General features: G+C 47.3%; 29 protein-coding genes. 26 read left to right on the top strand and 3 right to left on the bottom strand.

Annotated features, from left to right (window positions below):
* Positions 1-15 precede the first annotated feature (15 nt).
* The 3 genes from BVJ53_RS10265 to BVJ53_RS10255 all read left to right on the top strand — a co-directional run bounded on the left by BVJ53_RS10265 (position 16) and on the right by BVJ53_RS10255 (position 4,615).
* On the top strand, positions 16-1,062 hold the full coding sequence (locus BVJ53_RS10265) for a helix-turn-helix transcriptional regulator (protein WP_129302315.1): 1,047 nt from the start codon (positions 16-18) through the stop codon (positions 1,060-1,062).
* A 152-nt stretch (positions 1,063-1,214) separates the two neighbouring features.
* On the top strand, positions 1,215-1,778 hold the full coding sequence (locus BVJ53_RS10260; protein ID WP_129302314.1) for a redoxin domain-containing protein: 564 nt from the start codon (positions 1,215-1,217) through the stop codon (positions 1,776-1,778).
* 335 nt (positions 1,779-2,113) lie between these two features.
* A complete protein-coding gene (locus BVJ53_RS10255; RefSeq protein WP_129302313.1) occupies positions 2,114-4,615 on the top strand; it encodes an SEC10/PgrA surface exclusion domain-containing protein in 2,502 nt (833 codons plus the stop codon).
* Between the two features lie 404 nt (positions 4,616-5,019).
* Here BVJ53_RS10255 and BVJ53_RS10250 read toward each other — a convergent pair whose 3' ends face one another.
* From BVJ53_RS10250 to psiE, 3 genes are all read right to left on the bottom strand, one after another.
* Complete coding sequence (locus BVJ53_RS10250; RefSeq protein WP_129302312.1) at positions 5,020-5,949, bottom strand: type II toxin-antitoxin system antitoxin SocA domain-containing protein; 930 nt, start codon at positions 5,947-5,949, stop codon at positions 5,020-5,022.
* Between the two features lie 12 nt (positions 5,950-5,961).
* On the bottom strand, positions 5,962-6,261 hold the full coding sequence (locus BVJ53_RS10245) for a type II toxin-antitoxin system MqsR family toxin (protein ID WP_129302311.1): 300 nt from the start codon (positions 6,259-6,261) through the stop codon (positions 5,962-5,964).
* 247 nt (positions 6,262-6,508) lie between these two features.
* On the bottom strand, positions 6,509-6,946 hold the full coding sequence (gene psiE / locus BVJ53_RS10240) for a phosphate-starvation-inducible protein PsiE (protein WP_129302310.1): 438 nt from the start codon (positions 6,944-6,946) through the stop codon (positions 6,509-6,511).
* A 384-nt stretch (positions 6,947-7,330) separates the two neighbouring features.
* Here psiE and rpsJ point away from each other — a divergent pair, with 384 nt between their 5' ends.
* From rpsJ to BVJ53_RS10125, 23 genes are all read left to right on the top strand, one after another.
* Positions 7,331-7,639: a 30S ribosomal protein S10 gene (gene rpsJ / locus BVJ53_RS10235; RefSeq protein WP_005686699.1), complete on the top strand. Its 309-nt coding sequence runs from the start codon at positions 7,331-7,333 to the stop codon at positions 7,637-7,639.
* A gap of 25 nt (positions 7,640-7,664) precedes the next feature.
* Entirely contained in the window at positions 7,665-8,297 is a 633-nt protein-coding gene (gene rplC / locus BVJ53_RS10230) for a 50S ribosomal protein L3 (protein WP_010492633.1), read from the top strand.
* Positions 8,298-8,319: 22 nt separating this feature from the next.
* The gene (gene rplD / locus BVJ53_RS10225; protein ID WP_025012537.1) at positions 8,320-8,943 is read left to right on the top strand and encodes a 50S ribosomal protein L4; all 624 of its coding nucleotides are present in this window, start codon (positions 8,320-8,322) and stop codon (positions 8,941-8,943) included.
* Entirely contained in the window at positions 8,943-9,245 is a 303-nt protein-coding gene (gene rplW / locus BVJ53_RS10220) for a 50S ribosomal protein L23 (RefSeq protein ID WP_010492629.1), read from the top strand. The genes rplD and rplW overlap by 1 nt, the downstream gene beginning before the upstream one ends.
* Positions 9,246-9,273: 28 nt before the next feature.
* Positions 9,274-10,110 carry a 50S ribosomal protein L2 gene (gene rplB, locus BVJ53_RS10215; protein WP_039639959.1) on the top strand — a complete coding sequence of 279 codons (837 nt, stop codon included), beginning with the start codon at positions 9,274-9,276 and terminating at the stop codon, positions 10,108-10,110.
* Between the two features lie 39 nt (positions 10,111-10,149).
* Entirely contained in the window at positions 10,150-10,431 is a 282-nt protein-coding gene (gene rpsS, locus BVJ53_RS10210; RefSeq protein WP_003567557.1) for a 30S ribosomal protein S19, read from the top strand.
* 17 nt (positions 10,432-10,448) lie between these two features.
* Positions 10,449-10,802, top strand: coding sequence for a 50S ribosomal protein L22 (rplV, locus tag BVJ53_RS10205; protein WP_003567555.1), 354 nt, complete (start codon positions 10,449-10,451; stop codon positions 10,800-10,802).
* Between the two features lie 13 nt (positions 10,803-10,815).
* Entirely contained in the window at positions 10,816-11,478 is a 663-nt protein-coding gene (rpsC, locus tag BVJ53_RS10200; RefSeq protein ID WP_010492622.1) for a 30S ribosomal protein S3, read from the top strand.
* Between the two features lie 3 nt (positions 11,479-11,481).
* Positions 11,482-11,916 carry a 50S ribosomal protein L16 gene (gene rplP, locus BVJ53_RS10195; protein ID WP_129302309.1) on the top strand — a complete coding sequence of 145 codons (435 nt, stop codon included), beginning with the start codon at positions 11,482-11,484 and terminating at the stop codon, positions 11,914-11,916.
* Positions 11,906-12,100: a 50S ribosomal protein L29 gene (rpmC, locus tag BVJ53_RS10190; protein ID WP_005686721.1), complete on the top strand. Its 195-nt coding sequence runs from the start codon at positions 11,906-11,908 to the stop codon at positions 12,098-12,100. Before rplP ends, rpmC begins: the two co-directional genes overlap by 11 nt.
* A 20-nt stretch (positions 12,101-12,120) precedes the next feature.
* Positions 12,121-12,384, top strand: a complete 264-nt coding sequence (rpsQ, locus tag BVJ53_RS10185) for a 30S ribosomal protein S17 (RefSeq protein ID WP_005699404.1) — start codon at positions 12,121-12,123, stop codon at positions 12,382-12,384.
* A gap of 31 nt (positions 12,385-12,415) precedes the next feature.
* Positions 12,416-12,784, top strand: coding sequence for a 50S ribosomal protein L14 (rplN, locus tag BVJ53_RS10180; protein ID WP_129302308.1), 369 nt, complete (start codon positions 12,416-12,418; stop codon positions 12,782-12,784).
* A gap of 29 nt (positions 12,785-12,813) precedes the next feature.
* Positions 12,814-13,125, top strand: a complete 312-nt coding sequence (rplX, locus tag BVJ53_RS10175) for a 50S ribosomal protein L24 (protein ID WP_129302307.1) — start codon at positions 12,814-12,816, stop codon at positions 13,123-13,125.
* A gap of 24 nt (positions 13,126-13,149) precedes the next feature.
* The gene (gene rplE / locus BVJ53_RS10170; RefSeq protein ID WP_003567542.1) at positions 13,150-13,692 is read left to right on the top strand and encodes a 50S ribosomal protein L5; all 543 of its coding nucleotides are present in this window, start codon (positions 13,150-13,152) and stop codon (positions 13,690-13,692) included.
* A 14-nt stretch (positions 13,693-13,706) separates the two neighbouring features.
* Positions 13,707-13,892: a type Z 30S ribosomal protein S14 gene (locus tag BVJ53_RS10165; protein WP_129302306.1), complete on the top strand. Its 186-nt coding sequence runs from the start codon at positions 13,707-13,709 to the stop codon at positions 13,890-13,892.
* A 25-nt stretch (positions 13,893-13,917) separates the two neighbouring features.
* On the top strand, positions 13,918-14,316 hold the full coding sequence (gene rpsH, locus BVJ53_RS10160) for a 30S ribosomal protein S8 (RefSeq protein ID WP_010492608.1): 399 nt from the start codon (positions 13,918-13,920) through the stop codon (positions 14,314-14,316).
* Positions 14,317-14,346: 30 nt separating this feature from the next.
* Positions 14,347-14,877 (top strand): 50S ribosomal protein L6, encoded by a 531-nt coding sequence (gene rplF / locus BVJ53_RS10155; protein ID WP_025012539.1) that lies wholly within the window; start codon positions 14,347-14,349, stop codon positions 14,875-14,877.
* Positions 14,878-14,914: 37 nt separating this feature from the next.
* The gene (rplR, locus tag BVJ53_RS10150; protein ID WP_005686733.1) at positions 14,915-15,274 is read left to right on the top strand and encodes a 50S ribosomal protein L18; all 360 of its coding nucleotides are present in this window, start codon (positions 14,915-14,917) and stop codon (positions 15,272-15,274) included.
* A gap of 22 nt (positions 15,275-15,296) precedes the next feature.
* Positions 15,297-15,800 carry a 30S ribosomal protein S5 gene (rpsE, locus tag BVJ53_RS10145; protein ID WP_010492603.1) on the top strand — a complete coding sequence of 168 codons (504 nt, stop codon included), beginning with the start codon at positions 15,297-15,299 and terminating at the stop codon, positions 15,798-15,800.
* Positions 15,801-15,811: 11 nt separating this feature from the next.
* Positions 15,812-15,997: a 50S ribosomal protein L30 gene (gene rpmD / locus BVJ53_RS10140; RefSeq protein ID WP_005686735.1), complete on the top strand. Its 186-nt coding sequence runs from the start codon at positions 15,812-15,814 to the stop codon at positions 15,995-15,997.
* 32 nt (positions 15,998-16,029) lie between these two features.
* The gene (gene rplO / locus BVJ53_RS10135; RefSeq protein ID WP_129302305.1) at positions 16,030-16,470 is read left to right on the top strand and encodes a 50S ribosomal protein L15; all 441 of its coding nucleotides are present in this window, start codon (positions 16,030-16,032) and stop codon (positions 16,468-16,470) included.
* Positions 16,470-17,795 carry a preprotein translocase subunit SecY gene (gene secY, locus BVJ53_RS10130; protein ID WP_129302304.1) on the top strand — a complete coding sequence of 442 codons (1,326 nt, stop codon included), beginning with the start codon at positions 16,470-16,472 and terminating at the stop codon, positions 17,793-17,795. The genes rplO and secY overlap by 1 nt, the downstream gene beginning before the upstream one ends.
* 159 nt (positions 17,796-17,954) lie before the next feature.
* Entirely contained in the window at positions 17,955-18,611 is a 657-nt protein-coding gene (locus tag BVJ53_RS10125) for an adenylate kinase (RefSeq protein WP_129302303.1), read from the top strand.
* Positions 18,612-18,685 lie beyond the last annotated feature (74 nt).

The following is an 18,685-nucleotide window of genomic DNA, read 5'->3' as shown; positions in this document are numbered from 1 at the left end:
TTGGGGGTAGGTCGGGTGTCGAGTCAGGAACGGATCGTCACAATCTTGTTACGCTTGTTGCGCGGGGATGTTTTGCACAAGCAGGATTTAATCACCGAATTTGGAAAAGATGAATCAGCCATTCGCCGCGATATTGCCACAATCAGGCAGCTTTTTGACCGTGAGTTGGATGAGCCGGATGCCTTCGCCAAAATGCCAGCTGGCCACTATCGGCTGCAGTCAGGGTTGCGGGCGCAAGGAACCAAGTTGACGGATGGTCAGTTGCTGGCAATGGGTTTGATTTTAACGGCGAGCCGCGGTTTGGCCACCGATGAGATGAAAACCTTGTTGCGGCAGTTGATGCCAACCGGCGCGAATCACAAGGGCAACGATACGGTGATGCGGAATCCGATTTTTGAATACCGTGGCGTTCCGAGTATCCCGTTGAGCGACCGGCTGGAGCGACTGAGCCAGGCGATCGTCAATCATGAACTGATCAGCTTCGACTTCACGTATCACGGCGAACAGCACCATTTTGACCACAAACTGCCGACTGGGCTCTTTTTCGGTGACTTGTTCTTCAACTTGATTGTTGACGGCAGTGATGAGCGCCCGGAAAATCCTGACCGCGGCAAATTTGCCAAGTTTCGCCTCGATGCCATCAGCAATCTGAAATTTTATGGTCATCACCCAACCCACAATCACGACGATCGCTTCCAAGGCGGCCGGCTGCAGGTGCACACTTGGTATCCCTATCTTGGCAAGCCGATTAACCTGGAAATCGAATATGCCTATGATCCAACCTATGTGACCGACCGCTTCCCGCAAGCCAAAGTCGACCCCAAGCCGATTCGCGTCGACCCTGACAACTCCAATCACTATGCAAGGCGCGTTTATCACATCGAAATCGCCGTTAACGATGGTTTCGGCATTCGCATGTGGCTCCTCGGCCAAGGTGGCTTGGTCAAAGTGCTGGCGCCAAAATATCTGCGCGACTATGTGGTGTGGGTCTTTGCAACGTCGCTGAAGGAACGATACGGTATTTCCGATTTGTCGAAATACAACTTATCGGATGATATGTAAAAAAATCCACAACCAAGGGAAGTGATTCCGACCGGTTGTGGATTTTTTAAGCCATTCGTCCGGCCAATGTCCAAAACGCCCTTGTCAAAAACCGAGCAAACGGCTATCCTTAATGTGTAGATGATAATCATTCTAACATTGGAGGCAATATTATGAGCTTTATTGGACAAAAGTTACCGGAGTTTAGTTTGACGGCTTATCAGCATGGAGATTTCCACACCGTGACCGATCAAGACATGCGTGGCAAGTGGGCCGTGATCTGTTTCTATCCGGCCGACTTTTCCTTTGTTTGCCCGACTGAATTAGGCGATTTGCAAGACCATTACGATCAGTTCAAGTCAGTTGGGGCTGAAGTCTATTCCGTTTCCGAAGATACCGAGTTTGTTCACATGGCTTGGGCAGAAACGAGTCCGACCATTAAGAAGGTTGTTTATCCGATGGTTGCCGATCCAGCCGGCACCTTAGCCAGCGCGTTAGACGTCCGTGATGCCGCAAGCGGCCAAGCCTTCCGTGGTACCTTCATCGTTGATCCAGATGGCGTCATCCAAACCTATTCCGTCAACAACTTTGGCATCGGCCGCAATGCCAACGAAATTCTCCGCACCTTGCAGGCGGCTCAATTCGTCGCAGCCCATGGCGACCAAGTATGCCCGGCAAACTGGCAACCAGGCGAAAAGACTTTGAAGCCTGGTGCAGCATTGGTTGGCAAGATTTAATCGTCAGCCAGTTAGATTGAATTAAAAAGCCGTTTATGTCACCAACACCCATATTAGGTGTCTGGTGACATAAACGGCTTTTTGCTGTCTTATGAAAGATTATCTGTTATCAATGGCAAAACTGAATTGAACAAGTTTAAACGAAAACTTCAAGCGGCAGTTTGAGAAAAACGCAGAAACTACGGAAATTCTTTTTGACCTAACCGTTGCTGCGTTGGGATTCAAGTGAAAAATGATGGTTGAAAAGCTTCACTAGGTATAACGCACCTAATTGTTTCGTATAATTTTTGTTGTTCATGAATCCAAGAGTACATACATGAATTGGAGGGGACACAATGTTATACAATCGATTTGCACAACATGTGGTAAATGATAAGAAGAAAATGTACAAACGCGGTAGCCAATGGGTGGTAGCGTCAGCATTTGCGTTGGCAATTGGTGGTTTTGGCGTGACCCAGACACAAACCGTCCGGGCAGCGGAGACGCAACCGCAGCTAACCGTGCAGTCAGTCAAAGAGGTTCATAAGACTGACGCCACGACACCTTCTTCAGCTGCTTCAAGCCAGGCAGCACAGGCCCAGACAGCAACAGTCGCAACGGCGCAGACTGCAGCACCAGCGCAACAAAAAGCGGCATCAACAACCCCCGTTCAAGTTGCACAACCGGCCAGTGCTGCGGCGAAGGCTGCTACTGTTGCGGTGCAAACCAATGCGCCAGCACCTTCTTCGGCAAGTATGACAGATGAGCAGTGGAAGGCGGCTAAGGCTAAGTATGATCAGGCTAAGGCGGATGCGGCGAAGCAGGAAGCAGCTGCGAAGAGTCAGGCAGAGGCAGCTAAGAGCGCTTATCCAGATCAGATTGATAAGCAGCTCAATGCTCAAAAGGACAAGGACACTTCCGATTACTATCAGTACCAAAAAGATGGATGGTCGGATTTAATGACATTCCAGAAATCCCAAGCGGCTAGCTATGCCGCTGCAAGTCAAGCTGCCACTAAGGAAATTAGCGATTTAAATGCTGAGAGAGTGACACCAAACATCCAAGTTGGTGATGGGGGTACTTTTAATTTTGTTGCTCGTACAGGTGCTTGGAACAATATTATTACGGCTGCTGATAGCAAGAATAAGACGTGGAATGGTAACTATTTGGTTCAACATTTACCAGAGTTTACCGATAAGGAGGTGCTTGCTACAGTTAGTTTATCTTCACACTCGGATGACTGGTTCTTTCCTGGTGGTGACAGTGTGCATGTTCCCAAATGGGCATTGACTGACGTTGTTAAAAATGGCCAATTAAGCCAAGCTCAAAGACTTGAGGTTAATCAGTATGCCATGATGCTTGTTAACAATTATCGGTCATTTCTGGGATTAAGTCCTTTAAAGTCAACAGAGGAGTTTCTGTCTCTAGTACAAAAAAGAAGTGATTCGTTAACAGGTATGACTCACGACCCAGATATTCTCAACAAGATTTTCGGGGGTAGTTGGGCTGAGGCGCTGAGTGGAGTAATTCCAACTGAAAAAGTGGATGGTAAAACTACGATGCTTGGTGTCCTTGATGGAGTCGCGTCAGCAATAGATGGTCTTTTTAATGAGGACGGGTCAAGTGATACCTATGAAGGCGACCATAACTGGGGACACAGGAAGATTCTTCTGAGCGAAAGTTATGATACGACATCTGGTGGATGGGCACTTAAGTATTTTCCAGGCGAAGGCAATAGTGATGGCGGATGGCTTCTCAATTTTGATACTAGCGGTGATCTTGACGGAAAGAATATAGCTACTGTTCCAGAAAAAGACTCCTCCTTACCGGTTGATAATAATTATGAGATTGATGTGAAGGTTGAACAAGTCCAGAGCAAAATTAACAATCTCAAAAATCAGCAACAAAAAGATTACCAGGCTGCCTATGACAGTTATTCCGACAAACTCTCTAGCATTGCTGAAAAAATTAATGCTGATTATGATGCTATTCGACAAATTCCACAAAAGATTCAAACTTTCAATGATCAGCAGGATGCATCAGTTCAAGCTCTTACTAAAAGACTAGATGCAGAAGTTGCTCAGCTTGATCCGGGACCCGAACCGAACACACCTACAAGTGGTGGTAGTTCCGCATCATCAAGTGCTTCAAGTTCTGCAGCATCTAGCGCCAACAGTTCTAGTGCATCGAGTGCAGCCAGTTCTGCAACATCTAGTTCCGCAAGTTCAGCAGCCTCGAGCGCATCAAGTTCTGCAGCATCCAGCGCCAACAGTTCCAGTGCATCGAGTGCAGCCAGCTCTGCAACCTCCAGCTCAGCAAGCTCAGCAGCCTCGAGCGCGTCAAGTTCCGCCGCTTCTAGTGCAAATAGTTCCAGTGCATCGAATGCAGCCAGTTCTGCAACCTCCAGCTCAGCAAGCTTAGCAACCTCGAGCGCGTCAAGTTCTGCAGCATCCAGTGCCAATAGTTCTGCTGCATCAAGTGCTGCCAGTTCGGCAAGCTCCAGTGCAACCAGCTCAGCAGCTTCAAGTGCTGCCAGCTCGGCGTCATCAAGCACATCAAGTTCCGCGGCATCTGGCGCCGATAGCTCAACCGCTCCGACACCAGATGGCTTGGTTACACCTAAGAACACGAATACAACTGGTTCAGGCGCTGCTTCTAAGCCAGCGGTCGTGACACCATTAGTCAAGATGGCGCCTTCCAGCACGCAGCCACTTAGCCGCATGACGCAAAAGTACGGTAAACATGCTTATCCAGCAACAGGCGAAAGCCAAAGTGATGTCGTTTTGGCCGAAGCCGGTGCGCTGATCATTGCGGTTCTTGGCTTTGCTGGCGTCCGCAGATATCGGCACGCGAAATAGCGAGACGCCAGATTGCAATAATGGGCGGTTTTGCTCATGCCGATCGTGGGGATTGTCATGAGCGCTGAATGATTGACCAGGTTGGCTAGTTTAATGAGTCGGGTAAACACAACGGATGTTTGAACGCGAGTCGTATAGGGTGAGGTGGTTTTGGGGATTACTTCATTGATACTGCAGACTTCGCGTTCAACATAATGCAAGATGGATTATTGAGACATTTTATTATGGGTTCAAGACCCACAACGGATGACGGCATATACCATCAAAATTGATAAAAAATAGAAAAGAAACACGGCAGACAGTCGGCTGATCGTTCAGCTCACTGTCTGCCGTGTTTCTTTAGTACATGCCCTTTGTTACGCCATACGGCTAAAAGGCTTTAGATGTTTCTTTGGAGATTAGTGTTACATTTCTTGATGACGTTTAAACGTTTCCTTAATTAACAAGGGGCTAATCACGCCACTGCCTGTTATGCTCCATGGAGAACCAGGTTGATGGGTTAATTTGACTAAACCGGAAGCTGAGTAGTCACCAAAGTCATCATCAACTTCCCTTAGGAGAGCAGCGACGTTATCATCTTGTTCAACGAGATTGAAATCATTAAATGCCTTTTTATCGAGGTTATGCACGATACCTCTTTTTCCTGAAAAGTGCTGATGGACATCTTCCACGACAGGCCCGTATGGCATGGCGATAATATCTGATGTAAATAGTTGACCATCAGTTCGCGCTAACCACCTGCCATATGCAAAATAAAGTAGTTTAACGACTTTCATTTGACTTAACTCTTCAGTATTAGGATCAGTCTGAGAGTTGAAATAATTTCTCACACGAAACCAGTTGGTAAGTTGGAGAGCATTAAAGTTGGTGTTGTGAACAAAGGATTTATATCCATGATGCTGGTGATCACTTAAATAAGATTCAACCTTTTTTAAGACGGGCTTATTTAAATCATTCTTGGTTTGGGCCACCAAAGAAGATAAGAAGGTGTCATCATTGATGAGAGCTCTCAGTAACTTGTTGTTTGCCTCTGACGGGAAAGCGCCGGTTTCATAGAGTGCGACTGTTGTTGGACTCCAACCCATTAAATTTGCAAGATCTCGCTGAGACAAGTTTGTACGAGCGCGATACTTCTTTATTTCTTCCGGGGAGACGATATTCATCTCTTGACGGTATTTATTGTTTGCAATCTCAAGAGCCGCATCATCGAGTTCTTTATCGTCCACGAGTTCACCTGTTGTCTGATCAAACTTAGCAGGAGCACTTACTTCGTACTCTTTACCACGAATGAGGAAAGTGTTCGTATGATTTTTAATAACATATTTCTTACTCACAGCAACCACCTCCTAAGGCTTGTAAGTTTCATGAAAAGATATAAACCGCACCCAGTTTCTCTCTTGCAAAATTTTAAACTTTATATAATAGACAACCTCATATTCAGTTTTGAAAACCCAAATATACTCATTGCTACCATTGTGATCTAATTCATGTTTTTTGTAATCTTCAACAGTCAAATAACTGATGATTAATTTTGCGAGATCCGACGTTACAGCCTGAGCGCGCGGGCTCCTTCGTCTTACAATGTTGAATCGTTCTTCGGACACTAAGAACTTTAGCTTAGCAAGGGTTTCTTCAATCGGGAGCATCACTATACCATCCTTCGTACCTAAAGGATAACATGAAAAAGCAAAGGCTGCTACAATTATGTAGCAAGCATTCTTGTAAAATTTGTTAAAGATCTAACTTTGCTATTAATAAAGAATGCCATCACGTAATTAACTAAATCTGACTATTGATGCCGGGACCTTATAGACATCATTGAAAGTACTTCAGTTTGGGTTGCCTCGAGCAATCTGTTAACTTTAATGAAGTAGTGATAGAGATATCACAAATCTAAAAATGCTGGTCAATATCCACATCCTTTTCATCCCGCGAGTGCTTGAAATCACCGCTGACATACGAAAAGACGGTCAAGACCCCCGCCAAGACAAGAATCGCCAGCGTCAGGAGCAGCGTCTCAGTGCCGCGGTCGTGGAGCACGAGGAGCTGGCGTAGAATCGCGGTCATGGAAATCAGGATGAGGTAGCGGATGGGGATGTGGTGGCCTTCTTCAATGTAGCGAATGAGCATGATGACGAACTCGAATAGCATGAAGAAGCTGGTGACTTCCTGGATCACCTTGCCGAACAGGTCGGTGGAAAGTGGGCGGAGGATCATACTGCCAATGTCGAGGATGTAGCGGAGCATGAAGATCACGACAACGATGGCAAGCAGGCCGAGTAGAATGTCTAAGGTAGCGTTGACGAATTTTTTATAGTGGTCAAATTTCATAAGCGGTCTCCAATCGATTGCGAGGGTAAACGTTCTTTTACTGAATGTAGCACAGCTGGCGGCTTGAGAAAACAAGTTTGCTTAGATTACCGGGTTTGCTCGACTGGTTGACAAAAGGCGCTTACTATATAGAAGAAACAGTTTGACCGCACGCGGATTTTTTCTGCAAACCGAAAGAAAAGCTTGTAATGGCAGGAATGTTTTTGTATACTATCAAGAGTGCTGTTTCTCGAAGGGGACAACTGTGCACTTGGTTCAAAAGGTGAACCAGAGTAGCGTAGATGTGAGAGGTTGCGACACGCCCGGCCGCTTTGCCACGGCAGCGAGTTGGTAATTTTCACGGAGCTAGTCTACTAACTGATAATAGACGAAGGAGGTCACACAATGGCAAAACAAAAGATTCGGATCCGGCTGAAGGCTTATGAACACCGGATTCTCGATCAATCCGCAGACAAGATCGTGGACACTGCAAAGCGCACTGGCGCAACAATTTCAGGCCCGATCCCATTGCCAACAGAACGTACAATCTATACGGTGCTACGTTCCCCGCATAAGTACAAGGATTCACGTGAACAATTCGAAATGCGGACACATAAACGTCTGATCGATATTGTGAACCCAACACCGAAGACAGTTGATGCTTTGATGAAGCTCGACTTGCCAAGCGGTGTCGATATCGAAATTAAATTATAATCTATAAAAAATAGGAGGTGTACCCATGGCACGTAAAGGAATCTTAGGCAAAAAAGTTGGCATGACGCAGGTCTTCACCGAAAACGGCGAACTTGTTCCCGTTACCGTCATCGACGTAACGCCCAACGTTGTAATGCAAGTCAAGACCGTTGAATCTGACGGTTATGAAGCAGTTCAACTGGGCTACGGCGATATGCGTGAAGTCTTGACGAATAAGCCAAGCGTCGGTCACGCCAAAAAGGCTGACACGACCCCTAAGCGCTTCGTTCGCGAAATCCGCGATGTAGCGCTTAGTGATTATGAAGTCGGCAGCGAAGTTAAAGCTGACGAATTCGCAGCAGGCGACATTGTGGATGTCACCGGTACTTCCAAAGGTCACGGTTATCAAGGTAACATCAAGAAAGATGGTCAGTCCCGCGGTCCTATGGCTCACGGTTCTCGCTACCACCGTCGTCCAGGTTCTCTTGGAGCCATCATCAACAAGGTCTTCAAGGGTAAGAAATTGCCTGGCCGGATGGGTAATCGTACCCGCACCATGCAAAACCTGCAAGTCGTTGCCGCTGACACAGATCACAATGTTCTGTTGATCAAAGGCAACGTTCCAGGGGCAAATAAGTCCTTTGTTACGATCCGTTCTGCTGTTAAAGCAGCTAAATAATACGAAGGGAGGACAATAACTAATGGCTAACGTTACTTTATATAAGCAAGATGGCTCAGAAAACGGCACAGTTGAACTCAACGATGCCATCTGGGCAGTCGAACCAAATGAAAACGTCGTGTTTGACGCAGTCGTGATGCAACGAGCTTCCCTTCGTCAAGGTACTCACGCCGTTAAGAACCGTTCCGCTGTTTCCGGTGGCGGTCGCAAGCCTTGGCGCCAAAAGGGTACAGGTCGTGCCCGCCAAGGCTCAATCCGCAGCCCGCAATGGCGTGGCGGTGGGATCGTCTTTGGACCGACACCACGCAGCTATGCTTACAAGCTGCCTAAGAAGGTTCGTCGTTTGGCGATTAAATCCGTACTTTCACAGAAGCTTCTTGATAGCGATCTTGTCGTTGTTGATGGCTTGAACTTTGACGCACCAAAGACTAAGGCATTCCAAAATGTTTTAGACGGTCTCAAGGTTAATGAAAAGGCATTGGTTGTGCTCGAAGACGGCAATGAAGTTGCTGCCAAGGCGGCACGCAACCTGCCGAATGTGAAAGTTGTTCCTGCAGAGGGTATCAACGTCTTGGACGCTGTTGATTACAAGAAATTGATCTTAACCCAATCTGCGCTCCAAAAGATTGAGGAGGTGCTTGCATAATGGAAGCACGCGATATCATTTTACGTCCAATCGTTACCGAGCAATCGATGGCTGAAATGGATAACCGTAAATACACATTCGAAGTTGCGCTTCATGCAACAAAACAGCAGGTTCGCAAAGCTGTTGAAGAAATCTTCGGCGTGAAAGTGGTTAATGTCAACATTGCCAACGTTCGCGGTAAGAAGAAGCGTCAAGGCCGTTACGAAGGCATGACGCGTCGTCGTCGCAAGGCCTTGGTTGCCTTGAGCGCCGATTCCAAAGAAATCAAGATCTTCGCTGATGAAGATAACGATAACAAGTAACAAAAATTCGTTATAGGAGGTTAAACACGTGGCGATTAGAAAATATAAACCAACAAGCAACGGCCGGCGTAACATGTCCGGCTCCGACTTTGCTGAAATCACCAAGACAAAGCCTGAAAAGACTTTGCTGGTCAGCCAAAGCCATACCGCAGGACGCAATGCCCACGGCCACATCACGGTTCGACATCGTGGCGGCGGCCACAAGCAATTCTACCGTGTGATCGACTTCAAGCGGAATAAAGATGGCATGGCTGCAACGGTCAAAGCCATTGAATATGATCCAAACCGGACCGCAAACATCGCTTTACTGCATTATGAAGACGGGGTTAAGTCCTATATCTTGGCACCAAAAGGTCTCAAGGTAGGCGATAAAGTTTACTCTGGCGAAAATGTTGATATTAAAGTCGGCAATACGCTGCAGTTGAAGAATATCCCAGCAGGTACCACGATTCATAACATCGAATTAAAGCCAGGTAAAGGTGCTCAGTTAGCACGTTCAGCCGGTGTTTCAGCTCAGTTACTGGGTAAAGACAACGATAAGTACGTGACCATCAAGTTGGCTTCCGGCGAAGTTCGCTTGGTTCTGGGTGAAAACCGTGCCACAATCGGTGCTGTTGGTAATGAACAACACGAATTGATCAGCATTGGTAAAGCTGGCCGCAAGCGCTGGTTAGGCTTCCGTCCAACAGTTCGTGGTTCTGTTATGAACCCTAACGATCACCCGCATGGTGGTGGTGAAGGTAAAGCACCAATCGGCCGTCCGTCGCCATTATCACCATGGGGCAAGAAGACCTTGGGTAAGAAGACCCGAGATCACAAGGCTAAGTCCGAGAAGTTCATCGTTCGTCACCGCAAGACGAAGTAAACACATTAATGTGTTACATCGATTAAAGGAGGTCACACAATGGGTCGCAGTCTTAAAAAAGGACCTTTTGCCGACGCTCATCTCCTAAAGAAGATTGAAGCGCAGGCAGATAACGACAAGAAGACCGTTATTCGTACATGGTCGCGTCGTTCCACTATTTTTCCAAGTTTCATTGGTTACACCATCGCCGTTTACGATGGTCGCAAACATGTCCCGGTTTTCGTGAGTGAAGACATGGTTGGTCACAAGTTGGGCGAGTTTGTTCCTACGCGTACCTTCCGCGGTCACAACACCGATGACAAGAAGACAACAGCACGCTAGAAAGGAGCACAACATTCATGGCTGATCAAATTACGTCTGCAACGGCAACGGCCAAAACAGTTCGGATTGCTGCTCGCAAAGCGCGCTTGGTAATCGACTTGATTCGTGGTCGCGATGTTGCTGAAGCTCTGGCAATTCTTGAGTTTACGCCTCGATCCGGTTCACCGATCATCGAGAAAGTGCTCAAATCTGCTATTGCGAATGCAGAACATAACTATGACTTAGATGCACAAAACCTTTATGTAAGCAAAGCTTATGTCAACGAAGGGCCGACCCTCAAACGGTTCCGTCCTCGTGCCAAGGGGAGCGCATCACCGATCAATAAACGGACAAGCCACGTCACCGTGGTCGTATCCGAAAAAGAAGCATAAGGAGGGATAACGCGTGGGTCAAAAGATTAATCCAACCGGTTTCCGTGTCGGTGTCATCCGTGACTGGGATGCCAAGTGGTATGCAGACAAAGACTTTGCTGACTACTTGCATGAAGACATTGAAATCCGAAACTTCATCAATAAGAAGCTGTCAGAGGCTTCCGTATCACGTATTGAAATCGAACGTGCCGCAAAGCGCGTCAACATTTCCATTCATACTGCTAAGCCGGGTATGGTTATCGGTAAAGGCGGTTCTGAAGTTGAAAACTTGCGTAAGCAGCTTAACAAGCTGACTGGTCGTCAAGTTCACATCAACATTATTGAAATCAAGAAACCTGATCTGGATGCCAAGCTTGTCGGCGAAAACATCGCTCGTCAGCTTGAACAGCGAATTGCATTCCGTCGTGCGATGCGTCAAGCAATGCAACGGACCATGCGGGCAGGCGCCAAAGGAATCAAAACCCAGGCTTCCGGTCGCTTGAACGGTGCTGATATCGCTCGTCGCGAACATTACAACGAAGGCTTAGTACCGCTGCACACCTTGCGTGCCGATATTGACTATGCATGGGAAGAAGCAGCCACCACTTATGGCCGGATCGGAATCAAAACCTGGATCAATCGTGGTGAAATTTTACCTGAGAAGCCACAGCAAAATAGTGCGAAAGGAGGGAAATAATCAATGTTAGTACCTAAGCGTGTCAAGCATCGTCGTGAATTCCGTGGGAAGATGCGCGGTGCAGCCAAGGGCGGCAAGAACGTTGACTTCGGCGAATATGGTTTGGAAGCATTGGAATCCCATTGGATCACCAACCGCCAGATCGAAGCAGCGCGTGTTGCGATGACCCGTTATATGAAGCGTGGTGGGAAAGTATGGATCCGCATTTTCCCTCACAAGTCCTACACCGCTAAAGGTGTCGGCGTCCGGATGGGTAATGGTAAAGGTGCACCGACCGGATGGGTTGCAGTCGTTAAACGTGAGAAGATCATGTTTGAAGTCGGCGGCGTATCCGAAGCAGTCGCAAAGGAAGCTTTGCGCTTAGCATCCAACAAACTCCCAATCCGGACCAAGATCGTTTCACGCGAGGAAGTAGGTGGGCAATCAAATGAAGGCTAAAGAAATTACTGCATTAACCACTGCTGAGATGCTCGACAAAGAGAAGCAATACAAAGAAGAACTGTTCAACTTGCGTTTCCAACAGGCAACTGGCCAATTGGAAAACACCGCTCGCTTGAAGCAGGTTCGCAAAAACATTGCACGGATCAAAACGGTCCTTCGACAACAGGAACTCAATAAATAATCGGAAAGGAGACATTTACCTTGGCAGAACGTAATTCTCGTAAAGTTTATCAAGGCCGCGTGGTCTCGGATAAAATGGACAAGACCATCACCGTGGAAGTCAGCACATACAAAACACACCCTGTTTATGGCAAGCGTGTTAAGTATTCCAAGAAGTTTTATGCGCATGACGAAGACAATAGCGCTAAAGTTGGCGATATTGTACAAATCGCGGAGACTCGTCCTTTATCACGCAATAAGCGTTTCCGTTTATTGAACATTGTCGAAAAGGCAGTTATCATCTAATCATTTTTAGAATGAAAGGAGGACCAAATCCGTGATTCAGCAAGAAAGTCGTCTTAAAGTAGCAGATAACTCAGGCGCGCGCGAAATCCTTGTGATTAAGGTTCTTGGCGGTTCATACCGTAAGACCGGTAACATCGGTGATATCGTTGTCGCAACTGTAAAACAAGCAACACCAGGTGGCGTTGTCAAGAAGGCTGATGTTGTTAAGGCTGTCATTGTTCGAACCAAGTCCGGTGCTCGCCGTGCCGACGGTTCTTACATCAAATTCGATGAGAACGCAGCTGTCATCATCAACGCTGACAAGAGCCCACGTGGGACTCGTATCTTTGGACCTGTGGCACGTGAATTGCGTGACGGCGATTTCATGAAGATCGTTTCCTTAGCGCCCGAAGTGCTTTAATCATTCTGACCAAATAGGAGGTGCGATACATGAAGTTCAAAACTGGTGACAAAGTGCGGGTTATGCGCGGCAAAGATGCCGGCAAAGAAGGCCAGATCACAAAAGTCCTGAAAGGCGCTGATAAAGTTGTCGTTGAAGGCATCAACATGATCAAGAAGCACCAAAAGCCGAACAACGCCAATCCGCAAGGCGGTATCATCGATAAAGAAGCACCTATTCACGCGTCCAACGTGATGCTTCTGGATCCTGAAACCAATAAGCCGACCCGGGTCGGTTCTGAAGTTAAAGATGGGAACAAAGTGCGGATTGCTAAGAAGTCTGGCACCGCAATCGATAAATAATAGGGAAGGAGGACAAACTTTTTCATGGAGAATCGTCTTGAAGAACGTTATAGCAAAGAAATCGCCCCTGCATTGGTAAGCAAGTTCAACTACAAGAGCACCATGCAGGCACCTAAGATCGAAAAGATCGTATTGAACATGGGTGTTGGTGATGCAACCCAGAATGCTAAGTTGCTGGATGAAGCTGTTGATGAATTGACACTGATCTCTGGCCAGCATCCGCTGATCACCAAGGCCAAGAAGAGCATCGCGGGCTTTCGTCTGCGTGAAGGCATGCCAATCGGCGCAAAGGTGACCCTGCGCGGCGAACGCATGTATGATTTCTTAGATAAGCTGATCAATGTCTCCCTGCCGCGTGTGCGTGACTTCCATGGTATTTCCCCTAAGTCCTTCGACGGCCGCGGGAACTATACGTTGGGTGTTAAGGAACAACTGATTTTCCCGGAAATCGATTACGATAAGGTTAATCGGGTTCGTGGATTGGATGTTGTTATTGTCACAACGGCAAATACTGATGAAGAAGCACTCGAATTGCTCACGCAAGTCGGGATGCCATTCGCCAAATAAGGGAGGTCCGCTACTTGGCTAAGAAGTCAATGATCGCTAAAAACAGTCGGCCTGCAAAATTTGCAGTCCAGGAATATACGCGGTGCCAACGGTGTGGCCGTCCGCATTCCGTATATCGTAAATTCAAACTCTGCCGGATTTGCCTTCGTGAGTTAGCACATGCCGGCCAAATTCCAGGCATGCGCAAAGCTAGCTGGTAATCACTAGACAAAGGAGGTTAAATCAATGGTCTTGACCGATCCAATCGCAGATTACTTGACCCGGATCCGTAACGCTAATATGGTGCGTCACGAGTCCTTGGTCGTACCTGCATCAAAGATGAAGAAAGACATTTCTGAGATTCTTAAACGTGAAGGGTTCATCCGTGACTATGAAGTTATCGATGATGATAAGCAAGGCATGATCCGCATTTTCTTGAAGTATGGTAAGAACAATGAACGGGTTATCTCCGGCTTGAAGCGGATTTCCAAACCGGGTCTGCGCTCATACGTTAAGAGCGATGCTGTTCCTAAGGTTTTAAATGGTTTAGGAATTGCAATTATCTCAACTTCCGAAGGTGTTATCACCGACAAGGAAGCTCGTGCCAAGAACGTCGGCGGCGAAGTACTCGCTTACGTTTGGTAATTCATAACATCAAAAAGGAGGTGCCGATAAGTGAGTCGTATTGGTTATAAAGTCATTAAAGTCCCAGCCGGTGTCACCGTCACCAAAGATGGCGACAATATCACGGTTAAGGGTCCCAAAGGCGAATTGACCCGTCATTTTGTTCCTGAAATCGAAATGCATCAAGAAGGCGACGAAATCAGTTTCACCCGTCCTGATGATTCGTATAAGGCTATCCACGGTACCATGCGTGCCAACTTAAACAATATGGTCGTCGGTGTTACCGAAGGCTACAAGAAGGAAATGAAACTGGTCGGTGTTGGCTATCGTGCCCAAAAACAAGGCGAAAAGCTTGTTTTGAACGTCGGTTACTCGCATCCGGTCGAAATGACCGCACCAAAAGGGATCACTGTTGAAGTTCCAAGTACCACTCAGATCATCATCAGTGGGATCTCAAAACAGGTTGTTGGCCAATTCGCAGCCGTTGTTCGTTCCGTCCGTGCACCTGAACCTTATAAGGGTAAAGGGATTCGTTACGTTGACGAACATGTCCGTCGTAAGGAAGGTAAGACTGGTAAGTAGTCGTAACCTTCAACAAATTTAACAAGAGGTGAACATTGTGATTTCAAAGCCAGATAAGAACAAGACTCGGCAACGGCGTCACGCCCGCGTACGAGGCAAGATTTCTGGTACGAGCGAGCGCCCACGCTTGAACGTTTTCCGTTCCAATAAAAACATCTACGCGCAATTAATTGATGACGTAGCGGGTGTGACGCTAGCAAGTGCCTCCACTCTTGATAAGGACATTAAAGATCCTGAAAACAAGACCGATGCAGCTGCACAGGTTGGCGCACTGATCGCCAAGCGCGCTGTTGCTGATGGTCATAAAGTTGTGGTCTTTGACCGTGGTGGTTATCTGTACCATGGTCGCGTTGCTGCGTTAGCTGAAGCAGCACGTGAAAATGGCCTCGAATTCTAGTAAAAAGGAGGATAACCAACACATGGCATCATTTATCGATCCAAACCAATTGGACTTAGAAGACCAGGTCGTTGCCATCAACCGGGTTACAAAGGTTGTTAAAGGTGGTCGGCGCCTGCGTTTTGCTGCAATTGCAATTGTCGGTGACAAGAACGGTCACGTTGGCTTTGCAACTGGTAAAGCCCAAGAAGTACCTGAAGCAATCCGTAAAGCGGTTGACGCAGCCAAGAAGAGCCTCATTGAAGTACCGATCGTGGGAACAACCATTCCTCACGAAGTTATCGGCCACTTTGGTGCTGGTGAAGTGCTGTTGAAGCCTGCTGAAGAAGGTTCCGGGGTTGCTGCTGGTGGTGCTATCCGTTCCGTCATGGAACTTGCCGGCATTGCCGATATCACTAGTAAGTCACTCGGCCGGAATACGCCAATCAACATGATTCGCGCAACAATGGACGGCCTTTCACAATTGCGGACTCGGGAACAAGTTGCTGAATTGCGCGGCGTTTCTGCGTCATCGCTTGAAGACTAGGAGGTAAACACATGGCTCAATTGAAGATTACTTTGACCCGTAGTGCTGCCCACCGTCTTCCTAAGCAACGTAAGATTGTGAAGGAATTAGGCTTAAATCGGGTCAATAGCTCGGTAATTAAGCCAGACAACGCAGCCACTCGCGGTGCGATTTTCCAAATTTCACACTTGGTTTCTGTTGAAGAAATCAAGGATTAATACATTATTTCGACAAGGAGGTGCCCAAGAGTATGCAATTGCACGAATTAAAGCCGAGTGTCGGCTCCCGTCATGCCCGCAAACGTCTGGGCCGCGGTACTTCTAGCGGTCAAGGTAAGACAGCCGGTAAAGGGACAAAAGGTCAATTGGCACGTCAGGGCGGCAAGACACGTCTTGGCTTCGAAGGTGGCCAGATGCCATTGTTCCGGCGGATGCCAAAACGCGGTTTCAATAACATTAACCGCAAGGAATACGCAATCGTTAACCTTTCCGATCTTAACCGCTTCGACGATGGTGCCGAAGTAACACCAGCATCTTTAATCGATGCTGGTATTGTTAAGAACGAAAAGAACGGTGTCAAGTTGCTGGCAGACGGCAAACTTGAGAAAAAATTGACCATTAAGGTTGCAAAAGCTTCAACCGCAGCAAAGGCTGCTGTTGAAGCAGCTGGCGGTTCGATTGAGGTGATCTAATGCTGAGGACCCTAAAAAACGCGCTCAAGGTTAAAGACATCCGTAACAAGATCTTCTTCACTTTAGCGGTTTTATTGGTCTATCGATTAGGTACACTGATCGCAGTGCCAGGCGTTAATGCCAAAGCACTGCAGTCAATTGGCTCGACAGGCTTGATCTCACTGCTGGATACCGTCAGCGGTGGCGGACTTGCGCAATACTCCATCTTTTCAATGGGGGTTTCGCCGTATATTACGGCGCAGATTGTGGTTCAGCTACTGCAAATGGATATCGTTCCGAAATTTGTTGAGTGGAGCAAGCAAGGGGAAGTCGGTCGGCGCAAGCTGAATCAGGTTACCCGTTATCTCACCATCATTTTTGGGTTCTTTCAGGCAATTGGGATCACAGCCGGCTTTCAAACATTAAGTTCGATGGGCTTGGTCAAGAATCCGTCTGTTAGCACCTACATTACGATTGGTATCATCCTCACCGGCGGTACAATGCTGCTGACTTGGATGGGTGAGCAAATCACCGATAAGGGACTTGGTAATGGTGTTTCGCTACTGATCTTCTCAGGGATCATTGCACGTCTGCCTTCAGGTCTTCAGGAGTTATATCGGGACAATGTTCAAGTATATTCCGGCGCCGAGATCTGGAAAGGAATTGCGTTCTTAGCCGCCTTGGCAGTGATTGTGATTATCGTGATCACTTTCGTCACTTGGGTTCAACAAGCAAACTACAAGATTCCGATTCAGTATACCCGCCGCGTTACTAGTGCAGGTAGCAATAGTTACCTTCCACTTAAGGTGAACGTTGCCGGTGTTATTCCGGTTATTTTTGCGAGTTCTTTCATTGTAACGCCGCAGACAATCTTAATGGCTTTTCAGAAGAATCATGGTAGTGATGGCTGGTATCAGGTCATGACGAACATCTTCAATATGCAAAAACCAGCCGGAACTGCGATCTATACGATTTTGATTATCCTGTTCACATTCTTCTATGCATTCGTTCAGGTAAATCCCGAAAAGGTCGCAGAAAACCTCACCAAACAAGGTAGTTACATTCCCGGTGTTTGGCCGGGGAAGGAAACCGAGAATTATATCTCGCGACTGCTCATGCGTTTATCGACAGTCGGCGCACTATTCCTCGGTTTGGTTGCCTTACTACCGCAACTTGCTGCTAATATTTGGGGCCTGCCACAATCAATTGGGCTTGGTGGTACCAGTCTACTGATTGTTGTTATGACCGCGATTGAATTAGTTCGGCAGTTAGACGGGTTACTCATGAAACGTGAGTATGTCGGCTTTATCCGTGGTGATTTGGTTAAGGATGATCAGAAGAAGTAAACAAAATTGTACGTTACCCGGTTCGATTTTTGAATTGGCTAACGCGGCAAAAGCAGTGTATAGGCTAGTGCACTTGGCAGTCAGAAAATTCAGACATTTTGTTTGAATCCAAGACTTCGCTGCTGCGCTGGTGTGTGTATGTTTAGAGGAGGATGCAACGTGAATCTCATTTTAATGGGACTTCCCGGTGCAGGGAAAGGCACGCAGGCAGAACGGATCGAGGATACTTATCCGATTGCACATATTTCTACCGGAGATATGTTTCGAGCTGCGATGGCTGCTGGCACGGCATTGGGTAAAGAAGCAAAGGGGTTTATTGATAAAGGACAGTTGGTACCGGACTCCGTGACCAACGGCATTGTCAAGGAACGCCTTGCTGAATCCGATACCGACGCCGGTTATATGCTTGACGGCTTTCCGCGCACCATTCAACAAGCAGAGGCACTCGAAACGATCACAGCTGATCTTAAGAAGCCGTTAGATGCTGTTATCAACATTGATGTTGCGCCTGCAAAATTGGTTGACCGTTTGTCTGGTAGGTTTATCTGTAAGACATGCGGAGCCACTTATCACAAAATCTACAATCCGCCAAAGGTTGCCGGCACTTGTGATCGTTGCGGCGGTCATGAATTTTACCAACGTGAAGATGACAAGCCGGCAACGGTTAAGAATCGACTTAAAGTCAATATCGAGATGAACACACCGCTATTGGACTTCTACAAAAAGAAGAACCTGTTGCACACGGTTAATGGCGACCAGGACATTGACAAAGTGTTTGATGATATCAAAGCGATTTTGGCGACTGTGGCAAAATAAGTGCTTGGACGATTGCACGCCCCTCATGACTGTTTTCAAAGTCGAAGAATTATGGTACAATATCGCGGTATGCG

Origin of the sequence: Lacticaseibacillus chiayiensis, from assembly GCF_004123795.1 — a bacterium.
GTDB classification, from domain to species: Bacteria; Bacillota; Bacilli; order Lactobacillales; family Lactobacillaceae; genus Lacticaseibacillus; species Lacticaseibacillus chiayiensis.
Note: the sequence above shows the minus strand (reverse complement) of the source record. Positions and strands in the feature narration are given on the sequence as shown.

Excerpts from the sequence above, each read along its gene's own strand:
- rplW (WP_010492629.1), top strand. The coding sequence starts at position 8,943 with ATGGAAGCACGCGATATCATTTTACGTCCAATCGTTACCGAGCAATCG.
- rplV (WP_003567555.1), top strand. The coding sequence starts at position 10,449 with ATGGCTGATCAAATTACGTCTGCAACGGCAACGGCCAAAACAGTTCGG.
- rplE (WP_003567542.1), top strand. The coding sequence starts at position 13,150 with ATGGAGAATCGTCTTGAAGAACGTTATAGCAAAGAAATCGCCCCTGCA.
- rpsJ (WP_005686699.1), top strand. The coding sequence starts at position 7,331 with ATGGCAAAACAAAAGATTCGGATCCGGCTGAAGGCTTATGAACACCGG.
- rplP (WP_129302309.1), top strand. The coding sequence starts at position 11,482 with ATGTTAGTACCTAAGCGTGTCAAGCATCGTCGTGAATTCCGTGGGAAG.
- rpsE (WP_010492603.1), top strand. The coding sequence starts at position 15,297 with ATGGCATCATTTATCGATCCAAACCAATTGGACTTAGAAGACCAGGTC.
- rpsH (WP_010492608.1), top strand. The coding sequence starts at position 13,918 with ATGGTCTTGACCGATCCAATCGCAGATTACTTGACCCGGATCCGTAAC.
- rplO (WP_129302305.1), top strand. The coding sequence starts at position 16,030 with ATGCAATTGCACGAATTAAAGCCGAGTGTCGGCTCCCGTCATGCCCGC.
- psiE (WP_129302310.1), bottom strand. The coding sequence starts at position 6,946 with ATGAAATTTGACCACTATAAAAAATTCGTCAACGCTACCTTAGACATT.
- rpmD (WP_005686735.1), top strand. The coding sequence starts at position 15,812 with ATGGCTCAATTGAAGATTACTTTGACCCGTAGTGCTGCCCACCGTCTT.
- BVJ53_RS10260 (WP_129302314.1), top strand. The coding sequence starts at position 1,215 with ATGAGCTTTATTGGACAAAAGTTACCGGAGTTTAGTTTGACGGCTTAT.
- rplX (WP_129302307.1), top strand. The coding sequence starts at position 12,814 with ATGAAGTTCAAAACTGGTGACAAAGTGCGGGTTATGCGCGGCAAAGAT.
- rplC (WP_010492633.1), top strand. The coding sequence starts at position 7,665 with ATGGCACGTAAAGGAATCTTAGGCAAAAAAGTTGGCATGACGCAGGTC.
- BVJ53_RS10255 (WP_129302313.1), top strand. The coding sequence starts at position 2,114 with ATGTTATACAATCGATTTGCACAACATGTGGTAAATGATAAGAAGAAA.
- rpsS (WP_003567557.1), top strand. The coding sequence starts at position 10,150 with ATGGGTCGCAGTCTTAAAAAAGGACCTTTTGCCGACGCTCATCTCCTA.
- rpmC (WP_005686721.1), top strand. The coding sequence starts at position 11,906 with ATGAAGGCTAAAGAAATTACTGCATTAACCACTGCTGAGATGCTCGAC.
- secY (WP_129302304.1), top strand. The coding sequence starts at position 16,470 with ATGCTGAGGACCCTAAAAAACGCGCTCAAGGTTAAAGACATCCGTAAC.
- rplD (WP_025012537.1), top strand. The coding sequence starts at position 8,320 with ATGGCTAACGTTACTTTATATAAGCAAGATGGCTCAGAAAACGGCACA.
- BVJ53_RS10245 (WP_129302311.1), bottom strand. The coding sequence starts at position 6,261 with ATGCTCCCGATTGAAGAAACCCTTGCTAAGCTAAAGTTCTTAGTGTCC.